This window comes from Nocardia sp. NPDC003183 (genome assembly GCF_053590715.1).
Map to the genome: position 1 here is coordinate 181717 of NZ_JBSFTG010000008.1, position 16507 is coordinate 198223.

At 68.2% G+C, this 16507-nt stretch carries 16 protein-coding genes; 13 read left to right on the forward strand and 3 right to left on the reverse strand.

What is annotated here, in order from left to right; genetic code table 11:
* The first annotated feature begins 92 nt into the window (after positions 1-92).
* The 6 genes from ACWDXS_RS23340 to ACWDXS_RS23365 all read left to right on the forward strand — a co-directional run bounded on the left by ACWDXS_RS23340 (position 93) and on the right by ACWDXS_RS23365 (position 6639).
* Positions 93-1841: a proline--tRNA ligase gene (locus ACWDXS_RS23340; RefSeq protein ID WP_449968622.1), complete on the forward strand. Its 1749-nt coding sequence runs from the start codon at positions 93-95 to the stop codon at positions 1839-1841.
* A gap of 211 nt (positions 1842-2052) precedes the next feature.
* The gene (locus ACWDXS_RS23345; protein WP_449968625.1) at positions 2053-2622 is read left to right on the forward strand and encodes a YbaB/EbfC family nucleoid-associated protein; all 570 of its coding nucleotides are present in this window, start codon (positions 2053-2055) and stop codon (positions 2620-2622) included.
* 8 nt (positions 2623-2630) lie between these two features.
* On the forward strand, positions 2631-2957 hold the full coding sequence (locus tag ACWDXS_RS23350; RefSeq protein WP_449968628.1) for a type VII secretion target: 327 nt from the start codon (positions 2631-2633) through the stop codon (positions 2955-2957).
* Between the two features lie 9 nt (positions 2958-2966).
* Complete coding sequence (locus ACWDXS_RS23355) at positions 2967-3878, forward strand: WXG100-like domain-containing protein (protein WP_449968631.1); 912 nt, start codon at positions 2967-2969, stop codon at positions 3876-3878.
* A gap of 50 nt (positions 3879-3928) precedes the next feature.
* Positions 3929-4759 (forward strand): hypothetical protein, encoded by an 831-nt coding sequence (locus ACWDXS_RS23360; protein ID WP_449968634.1) that lies wholly within the window; start codon positions 3929-3931, stop codon positions 4757-4759.
* 128 nt (positions 4760-4887) lie between these two features.
* Positions 4888-6639, forward strand: coding sequence for an acyl-CoA dehydrogenase family protein (locus tag ACWDXS_RS23365; RefSeq protein ID WP_387442312.1), 1752 nt, complete (start codon positions 4888-4890; stop codon positions 6637-6639).
* A 57-nt stretch (positions 6640-6696) separates the two neighbouring features.
* Here ACWDXS_RS23365 and ACWDXS_RS23370 read toward each other — a convergent pair whose 3' ends face one another.
* On the reverse strand, positions 6697-7128 hold the full coding sequence (locus tag ACWDXS_RS23370; protein ID WP_378992332.1) for a ferritin-like domain-containing protein: 432 nt from the start codon (positions 7126-7128) through the stop codon (positions 6697-6699).
* Positions 7125-7832: a hypothetical protein gene (locus ACWDXS_RS23375; protein ID WP_449968638.1), complete on the reverse strand. Its 708-nt coding sequence runs from the start codon at positions 7830-7832 to the stop codon at positions 7125-7127. The genes ACWDXS_RS23370 and ACWDXS_RS23375 overlap by 4 nt, the downstream gene beginning before the upstream one ends.
* Positions 7833-8063: 231 nt before the next feature.
* Here ACWDXS_RS23375 and rimP point away from each other — a divergent pair, with 231 nt between their 5' ends.
* The 7 genes from rimP to ACWDXS_RS23410 all read left to right on the forward strand — a co-directional run bounded on the left by rimP (position 8064) and on the right by ACWDXS_RS23410 (position 15189).
* Complete coding sequence (gene rimP, locus ACWDXS_RS23380; protein ID WP_378992335.1) at positions 8064-8696, forward strand: ribosome maturation factor RimP; 633 nt, start codon at positions 8064-8066, stop codon at positions 8694-8696.
* Positions 8693-9721, forward strand: coding sequence for a transcription termination factor NusA (gene nusA / locus ACWDXS_RS23385; protein ID WP_378626517.1), 1029 nt, complete (start codon positions 8693-8695; stop codon positions 9719-9721). Before rimP ends, nusA begins: the two co-directional genes overlap by 4 nt.
* Before the next feature lie 69 nt (positions 9722-9790).
* On the forward strand, positions 9791-10102 hold the full coding sequence (locus ACWDXS_RS23390; RefSeq protein WP_101468594.1) for a YlxR family protein: 312 nt from the start codon (positions 9791-9793) through the stop codon (positions 10100-10102).
* Positions 10103-10210: 108 nt separating this feature from the next.
* Entirely contained in the window at positions 10211-13228 is a 3018-nt protein-coding gene (infB, locus tag ACWDXS_RS23395; protein WP_378992336.1) for a translation initiation factor IF-2, read from the forward strand.
* A gap of 93 nt (positions 13229-13321) precedes the next feature.
* Positions 13322-13615 (forward strand): DUF503 domain-containing protein, encoded by a 294-nt coding sequence (locus tag ACWDXS_RS23400; protein WP_378628258.1) that lies wholly within the window; start codon positions 13322-13324, stop codon positions 13613-13615.
* Positions 13616-13627: 12 nt separating this feature from the next.
* Positions 13628-14074 (forward strand): 30S ribosome-binding factor RbfA, encoded by a 447-nt coding sequence (rbfA, locus tag ACWDXS_RS23405; protein ID WP_378626520.1) that lies wholly within the window; start codon positions 13628-13630, stop codon positions 14072-14074.
* A 119-nt stretch (positions 14075-14193) separates the two neighbouring features.
* Complete coding sequence (locus ACWDXS_RS23410; protein WP_449968644.1) at positions 14194-15189, forward strand: DHH family phosphoesterase; 996 nt, start codon at positions 14194-14196, stop codon at positions 15187-15189.
* Between the two features lies 1 nt (position 15190).
* On the opposite strand, the gene ACWDXS_RS23415 is transcribed toward ACWDXS_RS23410, so the two are convergent.
* Positions 15191-16357: an MFS transporter gene (locus ACWDXS_RS23415; RefSeq protein ID WP_379314450.1), complete on the reverse strand. Its 1167-nt coding sequence runs from the start codon at positions 16355-16357 to the stop codon at positions 15191-15193.
* Between the last annotated feature and the right edge of the window lie 150 nt (positions 16358-16507).

A 16507-nucleotide genomic window follows, 5' to 3' on the forward strand; every position in this document is an offset into this window, starting at 1 on the left:
TCTTTTGTCGGAACCGGTTTTCGGGGGCCTGCGGGCGCCCAGGTGGTAATCGGCTGTCGCCCCGCGCGGACCAGGGACTACCCTGTGCATCCGTGATCACCCGCCTCTCCCGCCTGTTCCTGCGCACCCTGCGAGACGATCCCGCCGACGCCGAGGTGCCCAGCCACAAACTGCTCGTTCGCGCCGGCTACGTCCGCCGGGTCGCCCCCGGCGTGTACTCGTGGCTGCCGCTCGGTCTGCGCACGCTGCGCAAGATCGAGGACGTGGTGCGCCAGGAGATGGACGCCACCGGCGCCCAGGAGATCTCGCTGCCCGCGCTGCTGCCGCGCGAGCCCTACGAGACCACCAACCGGTGGACCGAGTACGGGCCCGGACTGTTCCGGCTCAAGGACCGCAAGGGCGGCGACTACCTGCTCGGGCCCACCCACGAGGAGCTGTTCGCGCTCACCGTCAAGGGTGAGTACAACTCCTACAAGGATCTGCCGGTCACGCTCTACCAGATCCAGACCAAGTACCGCGACGAGGAACGTCCCCGCGCGGGCATCCTGCGCGGGCGCGAGTTCGTGATGAAGGACTCCTACTCCTTCGACATCGACGACGACGGTCTCACCAACAGCTACGCCACCCACCGCAAGGCCTACCAGGCCATCTTCGACCGGCTCGACGTCGAGTACGTGATCGTGGCCGCCACCTCCGGCGCCATGGGCGGCAGCGCGTCCGAGGAGTTCCTCGCCGCCAGCCCCGTCGGTGAGGACACCTACGTGCGCTGCGTCGAGTCCGGCTACGCGGCGAACGTGGAAGCCGTGGTCACGCCCGCGCCCGCGCCGCTGCCCATCCAGGGCCAGGCCGCCGCGGTCGAATACGACACCCCGAACACCCCCACCATCGCGACGCTGGTCGACTGGGCCAACGAGGCGAAGGTCCTCGACCGCACGGTGACCGCCGCCGACACGTTGAAGAACGTGATGGTGAAGCTGCGCCACCCCGACGGCAAGACCGAGATCCTCGGCATCGGCGTCCCCGGCGACCGCGAGGTCGACGACAAGCGTCTGGGCGCCGCCGTCGAACCCGCCGAGGTGGAACTGCTCACCGAGGCCGACTTCGCCGCCAACCCGTTCCTGGTGAAGGGCTACATCGGCCCGAAGGGCCTGGCCGCCAACGGTGTTCGTTACCTCGTCGACCCCCGCGTCGTCGACGGCACCGCCTGGATCACCGGTGCCGACGTGGCGGGCAAGCACGTTGTCGGCCTGGTCGCCGGCCGCGACTTCACCCCCGACGGCACCATCGAGGCCGCCGAGGTCCGCGACGGCGATCCCTCGCCCGACGGCGCGGGCCCGCTGGTGTCCGCCCGTGGCATCGAGATCGGTCACATCTTCCAGCTCGGCCGTAAGTACACCGACGCCTTCGATATCGACGTGCTCGGCGAGAACGGCAAGCCGGTGCGCCTCACCATGGGTTCCTACGGCATCGGTGTCTCCCGCATGGTCGCGGTGATCGCCGAACAGCAGCACGACGAGAAGGGCCTGCGCTGGCCCGCCGAGGTCGCCCCGTACGACGTGCACGTCGTCATCGCCAACAAGGACGCCGCCGCCCGCGACGGCGCCGAACACGTCGTCGCGGGCCTGGACGCCGAAGGCCTCGAGGTTCTCTTCGACGACCGCACCGCCTCACCCGGCGTGAAGTTCAAGGACGCCGAACTGCTCGGCATGCCCTGGATCCTGGTCATCGGCCGCGGCTGGGCCGAGGGCAAGGTGGAGCTGCGCAACCGCTTCACCGGCGAAGCCGAGGAGATCCCGGCCGAAGACGCCGTCAGCGCGGTCACCGCCAAGGTTCGCGGCTGAGTTCATCGCACCGATCGCGCTGTCCCACTTCCGGTGGGGCAGCGCGATGTGCTGTTTTCAGGCGCTGAGACCCGCTGAAACTCGCTGGAACCGAATGGGTCTATGGCGCGTCCAATCCAGTGGACGGAGCCGAAAGATCGCCCTGAGATTTGCGTGGTGTGTGTTTCGTTGACAGAGTCTGGTCCGACAGTTGTCGTCAGGGGAGGTACCGATGGTCGGCTTCGATCCGAGCCGTGCCGCAGAGGAATTGGCGCGGTTCGCAGCCGATTTGGAGCAGAAAGCGCAGCGGTACGAAGAGCTGCAGGGGCAGATGGCCATGACGTCGGCGACCGCGTCCAGCTCGGGCGGGCGCGTGAGCGTCACGGTGGACAGCACCGGGGTGCCGACGGCGATCGGCCTGGGACCGGCTACGCGGAGTATGGATCCTGACGCACTGTCGGCGGAAATCCTGTCGTGTATGCGTAAGGCCCAGGTGACGTTGCGGTCCGAGGTTGCTGATGTCATGAGTCGGGTCGTGGGCGAAGACCCGGCGGGTGAGTCGATTCTCGACATTCTCGCCGAGCGATTCCCGGACGTCGAGGCAGAGCTCGCGGGCGAGCATCTTCCGCCCCGACCCCAGTACGCGCCTCCGCCGGCCAGTTCCGCGCCCGCGTCACAGTCGACATGGGAACCGCCTGCCACGGAAACGCTCAGCCGCAAGCCGGATCGGGATCAGATCGTCACACCTGACGAGCCGGACGAGGATGACGAGTACTTCAGCAAGAAGTCATGGCTGGAATGAGGACGTAGATGTGGAACAGCGATGATGTCGTCGTCAAACCGGAGAGCGTGCGTGCGCACGCCGGCGCGGTCGAATCGACGCTCGGGAACCTCAGTGCGGCCAAACAAGCGGCCGACTATCTGTCCACGCTGGACGACGGCTACGGCCTGTTCGTCGGGTGGTACGCGGACCTGACCGTGAGCTCACTGCACGAGCGGATCACCGACAGCCTGCAGAAGATCGTCGAAACGACCGAGACGCTGCCGAAGACGCTGCGGTACTGCGCGGACACCTTCGAAACCCTCGATGCCGACCGTCAGGCCGCGATCGAGCGTCAACAAAGCCAGATCAAATAGGGGGAAACCATGCCGTTCGACGACGCCGCCCCGCCCGCGGGCAACGAACTGATCGACGGGAAAGTCGACGACGAGGGGGCGTATGGGTTCGACCAGAAGGCTCTGCTCCCCAGGATCAACAGCGATGGCGCTGAATCAGGTCTGTTCAAAGGCACACCGGTGGGTGATGGTTGGGAAGCCGCCGGGCTCGTCAAGGAAGCGGTGAACGGGGAAGACCCGGTCAAGAACCTGTATGGCGCAGCCCTCAAAGCCTCCGCGGTCGCCGTGGCCGCCGCGGACGTGCTGGAGTACCAGAAGCGCATGGCAACAGGGGTTCCCCTGGCGAAATTCGATCCGTTCAATATCGTGGGCGCCCTGCTGATGGGCTGGATGCTGGAGAACGTCGAACCACTGCGCAAGGGGCTCGATTGGGTCACCGGTAACCCGGATATGGTCAAGGCGTATTCCAAGTCCTGGGAGAACATCTCCACGGCGCTGACGCAAGCCGCGGCGACATGGAACACCGAACTCCAGAAAGATGTCAGTGAATGGGGCGGCGCCGCCAGCACCGCCTACAAGACCAAGGCCGACGCGTTCATGGCCGACATCGAGGCCCAGTCCTCCCTCGCCTCCTCGCTGAGCAAAGTCAACGCCGCGCTCGGCGACCTGGTGGAGGGGGTGCGCGGTGTCGTGATCGAACTCCTGAACTGGCTGGCCGGCGTACTCGTCGAGGCCGCGGCGATCATTATTTGCACCGGGGGGACCGCATCTTTGGGGGCCGTCGCACGCGCCAGTCTGAGCATCTCCGGCGCGGGATCGAAGCTGTCGCAGATCCTGCTGGCACTCGCGAAAGAAGCGTCGACGATCATCGGCATGGTGCCGAAACTCATCCAAGCGGTGCAAGGTGCGACAGAGGCTGGAATCAGATCCGCGACCGCGTAGGCGCGGATCGTAATGGGGGCATTGTGGGTAGGTATCGGAGTACGTCTGACTTGCCGTTGCCGGGGGAGTGGAAGCGGAAGGCGTTCGGCGCGTATCGCTATGTGGTGTTGCCGTTCGCGTGTGCGCTGGTCTTGTGGCCGGTGACGCTGGGGCTGGTTTCGACGATGGTGACGGAGCCGGGATCGGTGGCACCCGGACTCTTCGGGCTTGTGCTGCTCGGTCCCCTGACTGCTGTTTTCACCGGTTGGGGATGGTCGGAGATCCCACGAGCCGCTCCGGTGGCCGCTGAGATTCATGCCACCGACGACGGCCCGGCACTTGTGTTGCCGGTGCCGCGGCCGTCCTCGACCGGAAGTCTGGTGGCTATTGCGTTCGGAGTGGCCGTGCTCGGAGCTGGGCTGTGGCAGTTCATCGCATCGTTGAACGACGACTGGTCGATGGGAGCGGCGCTCTTTTTCCTCATGTCCTTGCCGGCCTCGGTTGCGCTGCTCCTCGGTTTCGGCACGTACCGCTCTCGCAAGACCCTCGGCAACATCGGCATCGAACTCACCCCGCGGTACATCTCGATCGACTTCGGCAACGGCCCGACCAGGGTTGGCTGGCAGGACGTCTCGGCGGTCGGCGCCCGCAGCCGCCGGGAAGCGTTCAGATTCGGTAGCGGAACCAACCTGACCAGTCTCGTCACCGGCGATGCCGAAACCGGCTACCGGACGATCGACATCGTGCACACAGACCTCGAGACCGACCCGACCCGGGTCTACCACCTGTTCGTCTTCTACGTGCGCAACCCTGGGAGGCGAGCGGAGCTCGGGACAGAACTCGGGCTGAATCGCTTCCGGCGCGCCGGATATGTCGGCGAACCGACCCCCGCAGCACTGTAATCGCCCAGCGCCGGGTGTCGTCGAACAGGAGGCCTTGGCCGTTCGAACTTACGGCTACGTAGGCGAAAGTGCTGGTAGAGGGTGTGAGGGTCGGCGTGGCGAGTGGGCGGCGCTGATAAGTTAACGGCATGACGAGTTCGCCCAGCCTGCTTTTCAACCCGGCCACCTACGACCCGCAGCACTTCGACGTCGAGACGCGGCGGCTGTTGAAGGCCACCATCGAGTGGTTCGAGTCCAAGGGCAAGGCGCAGCTGCTGGTCGAGGATCGCGACGCGGTGTGGACCTCGGAGTTCCTCGAGTTCGTCGGCAAGGAGAAGCTGTTCGCGACCTTCCTGACCCCGGCCGCCTACGCCGACGGCGACCCGAACAAGCGCTGGGACGCGGCCCGCAACGCGGCGCTGGCGGAGATCTTCGGGTTCTACGGACTGGCGTACTGGTACGCCGAGCAGGTCACCATCCTCGGCCTCGGCCCGATCTGGCAGAGCGATAACGAGGTCGCCAAGCGCAAGGCCGCCGCAGACCTCGACGACGGTCAGGTGATGGCGTTCGCGCTGTCCGAGCGTGACCACGGCGCCGACATCTACAACACCGACCTGATCCTCACCCCGAGCGAGCCGGGCAGCGCCGACGCCGAGGCGGGCATCCTGTTCCGGGCGAGCGGCGAGAAGTACTACATCGGCAACGGCAACGTCGCCTCGATGGTGTCGGTGTTCTCGCGCCGCGCCGACGTCGAGGGTCCGGCGGGCTACATCTGGTTCGCCGCCGACAGCCGCCACGACGACTACCACCTGATCGAGAGCGTCATCCACGGTCAGATGTATGTCAGCCACTTCCGGCTGGAGAACTACCCGGTGACCGCCGCCGACCTGCTGCACGAGGGGCCGGAGGCCTTCTCGGCCGCGCTCAACACCGTCAACGTCGGCAAGTTCAACCTCTGCCACGGCGGCATCGGCATGGTCGAGCACTCGTTCTTCGAGGCCATCACCCACGCCAACAACCGCATCCTCTACGGCAACCCCGTCACCGACTTCGCCCATGTGCGCGGCAACTTCGTCGACGCCTACGCGCGGTTGATCGCGATGAAGCTGTTCAGCGACCGCGCCGTCGACTACTTCCGCAGCGCCTCGCTCGAGGACCGCCGCTACCTGCTGTTCAACCCGATGACCAAGTCCAAGGTCACCTCCGAGGCCGAGGTCGCGATGACCCTGCTGCTGGATGTGCTGGCGGCCAAGGGATTCGAGAAGGCCACCTACTTCGCGCAGGCCTCGCGCTACATCAACCACCTGCCGCGCCTCGAGGGCACCGTGCACGTGAACGTGGGGCAGATCCTGAAGTTCATGCCGAACTACCTGCTCAACCCGAAGGAATACCCGGCGATCGGCACCGACCTCGCCCCCGGCGACCAGCCGTTCTTCTGGCAGCAGGGTCCGGCGCGCGGCGCGGGCAAGGTGCAGTTCGCCGACTGGACCCCCGCCTATGAGCAGGCATCCGCGGTCCCGAATGTCGGTAGGTTCTACGAGCAGGCCCAAGCGCTGCGCAGCCTGCTGCTCACCGCGGCACCCGATGCGGACCAGCAGAAGGACCTGGACTTCATGCTGACCATCGGCCACCTGTTCTCCACGGTGGTCTACGGGCAGCTGATTCTCGAGCAGGCCGAGCTCACCGGGCTCGACCGCGATGTGCTCGATCAGATCTTCGACTTCCAGATCCGCGACTTCAACACCCAGGCGGCGGCGCTGCTCGGCAAGCCGTCGGTCACCGAGGCTCAGCGTGCCTGGGCGATCGGGGCCCTGCGCAGCCCGGTTGCCGACGCCGAGCGTTTCGGCCGGGTGTGGCAGCAGGTCGAGGCCTACGACGGCGCGTACGCGATGCGCCCGTAGTCGGGACCTCGGTTGCGGGTAGATCGCCGATCTGCCCGCAATCGCCGACTCGGTTCGCTACGCCCGTCCCGGGAAGGTGACGGTGACCGGGACCGATCCCAGAATCGTCTGCCAGCGAGCGCGGCGAACGGCGGCCTCGGTGAGGGCTTCCGTCGCGGTGGCGCGCACCACTTCGTCGGTCGCGTTCTCCACGACCGCGTACCACGCTGCCGCGCAATCGGTTTCGACGCTCACCGCGAGATGTGCCGCGGGGATCGGGTCGTCGACCGGGGCGGGTGGGGTGTAGGCGGCGCGGGGAGCGTCCGGTGCGGTGCCCTCCGCTTCGAGCAGTTCGACCGTGCTGTCGCGACGTGCTCGATGCGCGGCGCTGAACTCGGCGACCAGCCGGGACCGGTCGGCATTGGCGTACGCGGCGATCAGGCCGTAGGAGTAGACGGCCGCGTACTCGGCATCGAGTGCGCTCTGCAGTGCCGTTCGCTGTTCGGTCATGTCAGCAGGACTCCCGCCTGGGTGGCACAGGCCGCGCTGATCGACGCGAGAAGACCTGCGCGATAGCCGGTTTCGGTGCGGGCCAGGGCGGCGGCGGACTGTTGGGACCGGACCAGCTGATCACGCACTTGCGCGAGGGTGGCCGGCTGCGCGGACGCGGTCTCGGCCTCCGAGGCCGGGACCGGCGATCCGCCGGGGCCGGGCACGGTCACGGCGCCCGTGCGATGAACGGGCGTGGTGCCGTCGCCGTACACGCCGATCACCCGGTCGATTTCGGTGCGGAGCGCGTCGGCGTGCGCGGTGCGCTCGGTGGCGATCGTGCTCAGCGCGGCATTCGACTGGGGTGCCAGCGCGATCGCCGCGGTCGCGGCCGCGGCATCGGCGCGAGCCAGAACTTCTTGCGCGGCAAGAGGATCCGGCGCGTGGACGGTATCGTCCTCGGTGCAGGCGGCCAGCGTGGCCACCACGGGAAGGCTGATCGCGCTCGCGCCGACGAGTCGGAGCACGGTGCGGCGGCGCCAGGCAGGCCGGGTGTCGACCCGTCCGGTCGCCGACGGTGAAAGCTGCTGCACCGGTGTGGGATGCGGCACTACGGCGGGCGGCGGCGACGCGGTCGCGCCGGTGGGAGCCGGCGTCGGCCCGGCGAGGTGCGCGTCGGCGGGCTCGACCCGTAACCGAGAGGGTTCGTGCCGGTCGGAACGCATGCCGGAAGGTCGCCCGGCTCTCGGCGGGACGGAATGGCGGTGGGGCACGTTGACCATCGTGCCAGATCTCACGCGGGCGGCACGCATGCGTGCTGACAGGCCTCGGGCACGCCGAGTCGGACCGGTGCGTGGCGCTCAGCGCCTGGTCCTTTACACTCTCTGAGCGCGTTACGCTAGACCTTCGGCGTAGATATTTCCGATCGCGTCACAACTGAACCAGGAGCCGCCCATATGCCGATGCCCACCGAGGAAAGGGTGAGCCAGCTAGTCGCTGAGCTCGTCGCACGCCGGGGATTCGACCTCGAGGGCGTCGCGATCGCCGCCGCGGGCAATGGCGAGCTGGCTCCGGTTCGAGTGAAGGTCACCGTCGACAGCGACGGCCCCGCCGACCTCGACGCCATCGCCGCGCTCAGCCGCGAGATGTCCGAACTTCTCGATGCCGCAGGCGATTTCGGCGAAGCCGCCTATCTGCTCGAAGTGACGACTCCCGGCGTGGAGCGCCCGCTCACCACCGAACGGCATTGGCGGCGCGCACAGGGCCGCAAGGTCCGCGTGAAGCTGGCCGACGGCGCCGAGCGGATCGAGGGCAAGGCCCGTTTCGACGCGCGCGTCGGCCAGTTCACCGACGACGCCACCGCCATCGCGCTCGTCATCGGCGGCAAGGTGAAGCCACACCGCGTACACGTTCCGGTCGTCGATATCGCCGAGGCTGTCGTCCAGGTCGAGTTCAACGCACCGGGCGCCGCCGAACTCGAGCTCGCGGGCGGTATCGCACCGGGCCGCCCGGTTCCGGGCGAAGAACCCGCCGACCTCGCCGCACCAGGACAACACAGTGACACTCCCACCGAAGGGGTTGCGGAATGAATATTGAAATCGAAGCCTTGCGGGCGATCGTCGCCGACAAAGGTATCTCGATCGAGACCGTGATCTCGGCGATCGAGTCGGCACTGCTCACCGCCTACCGGCACACCGACGGCCACGAGGCCAACGCGCGCATCGACATCAACCAGAAGACCGGTGTGGTGCGGGTGATGGCGCGTGAGCTCGACGCCGACGGCAACCTCGTCTCCGAATGGGACGACACCCCGGAGGGTTTCGGCCGCATCGCCGCGACCACCGCCCGCCAGGTGGTGCTGCAGCGGCTGCGTGACGCCGAGAACGAGAAGTCCTTCGGCGACTTCGCCACCCACGAGGGTGAGATCGTCGGCGGTGTGGTCCAGCGCGACGCCAGGGCCAATGCCCGCGGCATCGTGGTGGTGCGCATCGGCAGCGAGGCCAACGGCGCCGAGGGACTGATCCCGCCCGCCGAGCAGGTGCCGGGCGAGACCTACGAGCACGGCGACCGGATCAAGTGCTACGTCTACGGTGTCTCGCGTGGCCCGCGTGGTCCGCAGATCCAGCTCTCGCGCACCCACCCGAATCTGGTGCGGCGGCTGTTCTCGCTCGAGGTGCCCGAGATCGCCGACGGTTCCGTCGAGATCGTCGCGGTGGCGCGCGAGTCGGGACACCGTTCCAAGATCGCCGTGCAGTCCACTGTGCCGGGCGTGAACGCCAAGGGCGCGTGCATCGGCCCGATGGGTCAGCGCGTGCGCAACGTGATGAGTGAACTGGCGGGCGAGAAGATCGATATCATCGACTACGCCGAGGATCCGGCGACGTTCGTCGGCAATGCGCTCTCGCCGTCGAAGGTGGTTTCGGTCACCGTCGTCGATCCCGACGCCAGGGCGGCACGCGTGATCGTGCCGGACTTCCAGCTCTCCCTCGCCATCGGCAAGGAGGGCCAGAATGCCCGCCTGGCTGCCCGTCTGACGGGCTGGCGCATCGATATCCGCAGCGACGCGGCTCCGCAACCGGACGACTCCGCCCGGCCGGAAGCGCACCGTAGCTGATCCGAACACGTCGAATCCCGACCGGCGGATGACATGTTCGTAACTTCCGGAGGGGAGGGGTTCGTCGTTATGACCGGGTCACCGGTAGAGTGGGTACAGGACCGGCCCGCGCAATCCGTTCGCACCTGTATCGGATGCCGTCAGCGCGAGCCGTCTGCCGACCTGTTGCGGATCGTGGCGCAGCATCGGAACACCGATGTCGCGATTGTTCCCGATCCGCGGCGCAGACAGCCCGGACGGGGTGCATGGCTGCACCCCGTTTCAGTTTGTTTGCGTTCCGCAGAGCGGCGCCGAGCATTCGGCAGAGCCCTACGAGTGTCCGGAAATCTGGATATCTCAGCCCTGGAGCAGTACCTCGAGAACAGGCACGAGCACTCATGAGCACACCGTGAAGCACCAACGATGAACGTCCGTCGGAGATAACCCGAGGTCGTGCGGGCCCGCCTTACCTAGGCGGCGTCACTGCTCGGCCTCTCAGTGAGGAGAGCAGTGGCAGGCAAGGCCCGCGTGCACGAGTTGGCTAAAGAGCTCGGTGTCACAAGCAAGGAACTACTCGCGAAGCTCAAGGAGCAAGGCGAGTTCGTGAAGTCGGCGTCCTCGACGGTGGAAGCACCCGTCGCACGTCGTCTGCGCGAATCACTGGCGTCGAAGTCCGCTCCGGCGGCCGATGCCAAGTCGGCGGCCCGTCCCGGCCCGTCGTCGGCAGCAGCAGCCCGTCCGGCTGCCAAGCCCACCCCCGGTGGCCCTCGCCCCGGTCCGCGTCCGGCTCCGGCCGCTCCCGCCCCGGCAGCCGCTGCCGCGCCGGCTGCGCCGAAGCCCGAACAGGCCGCTCCGGTCGAGGCCAAGCCCGCTACTCCGGCACCCGCGAGCCCCGCTCCGGCCGCCGCGCAGTCGGCTCCGGCCACCAAGCCCGCAGGCGCCCCCGCGCCCGGCCCGCGTCCGGCTCCCGCCGCGCCGCGTCCGGCACAGGCGCCCGCCGCAGGTCAGACCCGTCCGGGTCAGGCGACGCCGGGTGCTGCCGCGCCCGGTCCGCGTCCGGCCGGTCCCGGCCCGAAGCCGGGGCCGAAGGCTCCGCGCGTCGGCAACAACCCGTTCAGCTCGGCGCCCGATCGTGAGCGTCCGGCACCGCGTCCCGCTCCGCAGGGTGGCCCGCGTCCCACTCCGGGTCAGGGCGGTCCCCGTCCGGCTCCCGGTCAGGGTGGCCCGCGTCCCGCTCCCGGTCAGGGCGGTCCCCGCCCCGGTCAGGGTGGTCAGGGTCAGCGTCCGGCCGCCGCGCAGGGCGGTGCCCCGCGTCCCGGTGGTCCCCGTCCCAACCCGGGTTCGATGCCTCCGCGTCCGAACCCCGGCGCCATGCCCGCACGCTCCGCACGTCCCGGCCCCGCGGCCGGTGGCCGTCCGGGTCGTCCGGGTGGCGCTCCCGGCGGTGGCGGCGCAGGCCGTCCCGGTGGTGGCGGCGGCGGTGGCGGTTACCGCGGTGGCGGTGGCGGTACCCCCGGCGCTCCCGGTGCCGGCGCTCCCGCGGCCGGTGGATTCCGTGGTCGTCCCGGTGGCGGTGGCGGTCGTCCCGGTGGTCCCGGTGGCCGTGGTGGTGCCGCAGGCGCCTTCGGTCGTCCCGGTGGCGCGGTTCGCCGTGGCCGTAAGTCGAAGCGGGCGAAGCGCGCCGAGTACGAGAACATGCAGGCTCCCGCCGTCGGTGGCGTGCGTCTGCCCCGCGGCAACGGCGAGATCATCCGTCTCGCCCGTGGCGCATCGCTGTCGGACTTCGCCGAGAAGATCGATGCGAACCCCGCAGCTCTCGTGCAGGCACTGTTCAACCTCGGCGAGATGGTCACCGCGACCCAGTCGGTGAACGACGAGACCCTCGAGCTGCTCGGCGGCGAGATGAACTACGTCGTCCACGTGGTCAGCCCCGAGGACGAAGATCGCGAACTGCTGCAGTCGTTCGACCTCACCTACGGCGAAGACGCCGGCGGCGAGGACGACCTCGAGCACCGTCCGCCGGTCGTGACCGTCATGGGTCACGTCGACCACGGTAAGACCCGACTGCTCGACACGATCCGTAAGGCCAACGTCGCTGAGGGCGAGGCCGGTGGCATCACCCAGCACATCGGTGCCTACCAGGTGCTCACCAACCTCAACGAGGAAGAGCGTCTGATCACCTTCATCGACACCCCGGGTCACGAGGCGTTCACCGCCATGCGTGCTCGTGGTGCGAAGGCCACCGATATCGCGATCCTCGTGGTCGCGGCCGACGACGGCGTCATGCCGCAGACGGTGGAAGCGATCAACCACGCCCAAGCCGCTGATGTGCCGATCGTCGTCGCGATCAACAAGATCGACAAAGAGGGTGCGAACCCGGACAAGATCAAGCAGCAGCTCACCGAGTACGGCCTGGTCACCGAGGAGTACGGCGGCGACACCATGTTCGTCAACATCTCGGCCAAGCAGGGCACCAACATCGATCAGCTGCTCGAAGCCGTGCTGCTGACCGCGGATGCCTCGCTCGACCTGCGGGCCAACCCGGACATGGACGCCCAGGGTGTCGCCATCGAGGCGCACCTCGACCGCGGCCGTGGCCCCGTGGCCACCGTGCTCATCCAGCGCGGCACGCTGCACGTTGGCGACTCGATCGTGGCGGGCGACGCCTACGGTCGCGTCCGTCGCATGGTCGACGAGCACGGCGAGGACGTCCACGCGGCGACCCCGTCGCGCCCGGTCCAGGTCATCGGTTTCACCTCGGTGCCCGGCGCCGGTGACAACCTGATCGTGGTCGAGGAAGACCGCATCGCCCGGCAGATCGCAGATCGCCGCAACGCACGCAAGCGCAACGCGCTGGCCGCTCGCAGCCGCAAGCGGATCAGCCTGGAAGATCTGGATGCCGCACTGAAGGAGACTTCGGAGCTCAACCTGATCCTCAAGGGCGACAACTCCGGTACCGTCGAGGCCCTCGAAGAGGCCCTGCTCGGCATCGAGATCGACGACGAGGTGCGTCTGCGCGTCATCGACCGCGGTGTCGGTGGCGTCACCGAGACCAACGTCAACCTGGCGTCGGCCTCGAACGCGATCATCATCGGCTTCAACGTCCGCGCGGAGGGCAAGGCCACTGAGCTGGCCAACCGCGAAGGCGTCGACATCCGGTACTACTCGGTGATCTACCAGGCGATCGACGAGATCGAGAAGGCCCTCAAGGGCATGCTCAAGCCGATCTACGAAGAGGTCGAGCTGGGCCGCGCCGAGATCCGCGCGATCTTCCGTTCGTCCAAGATCGGCAACATCGCCGGTTGCATGGTCACCTCCGGCTCGGTCAAGCGCAACGCCAAGGCGCGCCTGATCCGTGACGGTCGAGTGATCGCGGAGACGATGACCATCTCCTCGCTCAAGCGGGAGAAGGACGACGCTCCTGAGGTTCGCGAAGGTTTCGAGTGCGGTATGACCGTCACCTACAGCGACATCAAGGACGGCGACATCATCGAGGCTTACGAGCTTCGTGAAAAGCCGCGCGACTGATAAACGCAATACCGCTCGATCCACGCCGCATCCGATTCTTCGGGTGCGGCGTGGAGTCTTGCGGGAACCCCATCTACCAGGAGGTGAGCACCGCTGTTCATCGGTGCGCTCGAATTCGATCTACTGCTCGGTGACGTGCATTCGCTCAAGGAGAAGCGGTCGGTGATCCGGCCGATCCTCGCCGAGCTGGGAAAGCGCTTCGGCGTGAATGCCGCCGAAGCCGGAGATCAGGACCTGCACCGCCGGGCACTGCTCGGGGTTGCCATGGTCAGTGCGGAAACGGGACACCTGAACGAGGTGCTCGACAAGTGTGAGCGGCACGTTGCCGCGCGTCCGGAGATAGAGTTGCTGGCAGTACGCCGCCGGATCTTCGGACCCGAAGACTAGGGAGGTTCAGCCATGGTTGATCAAGCCAGGGCACGCCGGCTCGCCAAGCGGATTTCCGCGATCGTGGCCACCGCGATCGAATACGAGATCAAGGATCCGCGGCTGCGGTTCGTCACCGTCACCGATGCCAAGGTGTCCGGCGATCTGCGCGAGGCGAACGTCTATTACACGGTGATGGGCGAGACCATCGACGCCGAACCCGACTACGCCGAGGCCGCCGCCGGGCTCGACGCGGCCAAGGGTGTGTTGCGGTCCAAGGTGGGCGCGGGTACCGGAGTGAAGTTCACCCCGATCCTGTCTTTCACTCTCGATAAGGTGCCCGAGGTGGCCCGCGAGATGGAAGAGTTGCTCGCGAGAGCTCGCGCCATCGACGACGAGGTGGCCAAGGTCGCCGCCAACGCCAAGCACGCGGGCGAGGCCGACCCGTACAAGGCCGATCGCGACGACGAAGACGAGTAGGCAGGCATGTCCGGTCAGCGCCCGCAGGCGGTAGCCCGAGTGACCACGCAGGGTGCGTCATCCTGCCCGGTGGCCACCGCCTTGTCGGGCCGACGACCGGTACCCGTCGTGGACGCCGGATGACCAGCGTCCGCGACGGGACCGAACTGGGCACTGCCGTCGCCGCCTTGGCGGCGGCGCGCTCGGTGACGATCCTGTGCCACGTGCAGCCCGATGCCGACACCGTGGGGAGCGGGCTGGCGCTGGCGCTGGCCCTGCACCGGCGCGAGGTACCGGTGTGTGTGTCCTTCGCCGAGCCCGCTGAGCTGCCCGCTTCGTTGCGCACGCTGCCCGGTGTGCAGCTGGTGGTGCCGCCCGCGCAGGTGCCGGCCGAGGTGGACCTGTTGATCGTTGTCGACTGCGGCGCGCGCAGCCGTCTCGGCGCTCTCGCCGACCGATTACCCGGTGCGACCATGACATTGGTGATCGATCATCATCGGGCCAACGACGGCTTCGGCACTGTCGACCTGATCGACGAATCCGCGGCCTCGACCACCGAATTGGTGACCCGGCTCCTCGATGCGTGGGGCGTGGAGATCGACGCCCCCATCGCGCACTGCCTGTTCGCGGGCCTGGTCACCGATACCGGCTCGTTCCGCTGGGCCCGGTCCGGCAGCCACGCGATGGCCGAGCGCCTGCTCGCCACCGGCATCGACGGCACCGAGATCACCCGTGTCCTGCTCGACACCCACCCCTACGCCTGGCTCCCGATGTTGTCGAAGGTGCTGTCCACCGCCGTGGTCGTGCCCGCCGCCGGTGTCGGCCTGGTCTACGCGCTCGTGCGCGCCGCCGACACCCACGACGTGGGGCCCGAAGAGGTCGAGAGCGTCATCGACGTCATCCGGACCACTGCCGAAGCGGGCATCGCCGCCGTCTTCAAGGAAGCCCGCGGCCAGAACGACCGCTGGACGGTCTCCCTGCGCTCCCGCGACTCTGCCCCAGGCCGCACCGACGGCGTCGATGTCGCCGCGGTCGCGGGCGTTTTCGGCGGCGGCGGCCACCGCTTCGCCGCCGGCTACACCACCTACGGCAACGCCGAGGATGTCGTGCGTGCCCTGATCGCCGCACTGGGCTGACCTAGGTCGCGGCGACGGCCTTCTCGCGGCGCAGGCGCAGGGCCAGGGGGACGCCGAGGACGGTGGTGGTGGCGCAGAGGGTGAAGGCCAGGGCGGGCTGGTCTACGAGGAGGCCGGTCAGGCCCGCGACGACGAGACCGCCGAGATTGCCGGTCATCCAGATGAGGCCCGCGGCGGTGCCGTCCGCGGCGCCGGTGTGGCGTTCGGCCATGGCCAGCACGATCGGGAGGGCGGGGAGCAGGGTCAGGCCGATGAGCACGAAGGCCAGGAAGCCGGTGGCGAGGCCGGGGGCGAGGGCGACGAGCAGACAGGCGGCGGCGCTGGCGGTGAGACCGACCATCACGGCGGGGAGTTCGATACCGCGGCGCAGGACCGCGACCGGAATCACCGCGCAGCCGACGACACCGGCGAGGACGTTCACCAGCAGCACGATGCTGGCCGCGTCCGCGCTCACGCCGGACGGTTCCAGCAGCGCTTGGCCATAGGTCGCCAGCGCGACGAACGTGCCGAAGGGGAAGAACACGGTGACGCAGAGTCTGCGCACATACCGGTCCCCGAGGGTCGCTCGGAGCGCGACGAACGAGGTCGATGTGCTCGCGGCAGGTCCGGTGCCCGCGCGCATCAGTTCGACGGTGAGTGCGACCGCGGCCAGGGCGGCGAAGATCGTGCCGATCGCGGTGAGGGCGGTGAGCTGGCTTTGCGCGGGCAGCGCCGCGCCGAGTACGAACGCGGCGGCCATCCCGGCGAAGGTGCTCGCGGTGCCCACCGCGATACCGGTCGGCCGGTCCTTCTCGTCGAGATAATGCCCCGCGATGCCGGTGATGGCGTTGAGCACCAGCGGTTGCGCGATGGCGACGACGGTCTGACCGATGAGCACGATCGCGAAACCGCCGTCGAGCAGGCGCAGCGCCGCACCGATCGCGGTGAGAACCGCGCCGGCGATCAGGCTGGGACGGAACCAGCGATCGAGTGCGATTCCGGCGGGCACGGCGAGCACGACGTAGAGCAGCGGGAACATGTTCGCCAGCCACCCGATCGCGGACTCGGACACACCGAAGTGCTCCGCCGCCACGGTCGTCACCGGCGCGTAGGTGAGCCACACCAGCTGGGTGGCCGCGCCGACCAGGGCGAACGCCGTGATCACCCGCCATCGCTGCACAAACACCATGGTCGATCCTGAGTTGTCCGGGCGAACCAGGCGTCCGCGGCATGTCATCGTCCCACCCGAGCTGGGCAGGCGACCAGTATCGTCGCTCATCCTGCCTGCCGTCCACACTTCGTACCCGCGGTTTCGTGCTGATCGGGAGGTGTGTCCGCG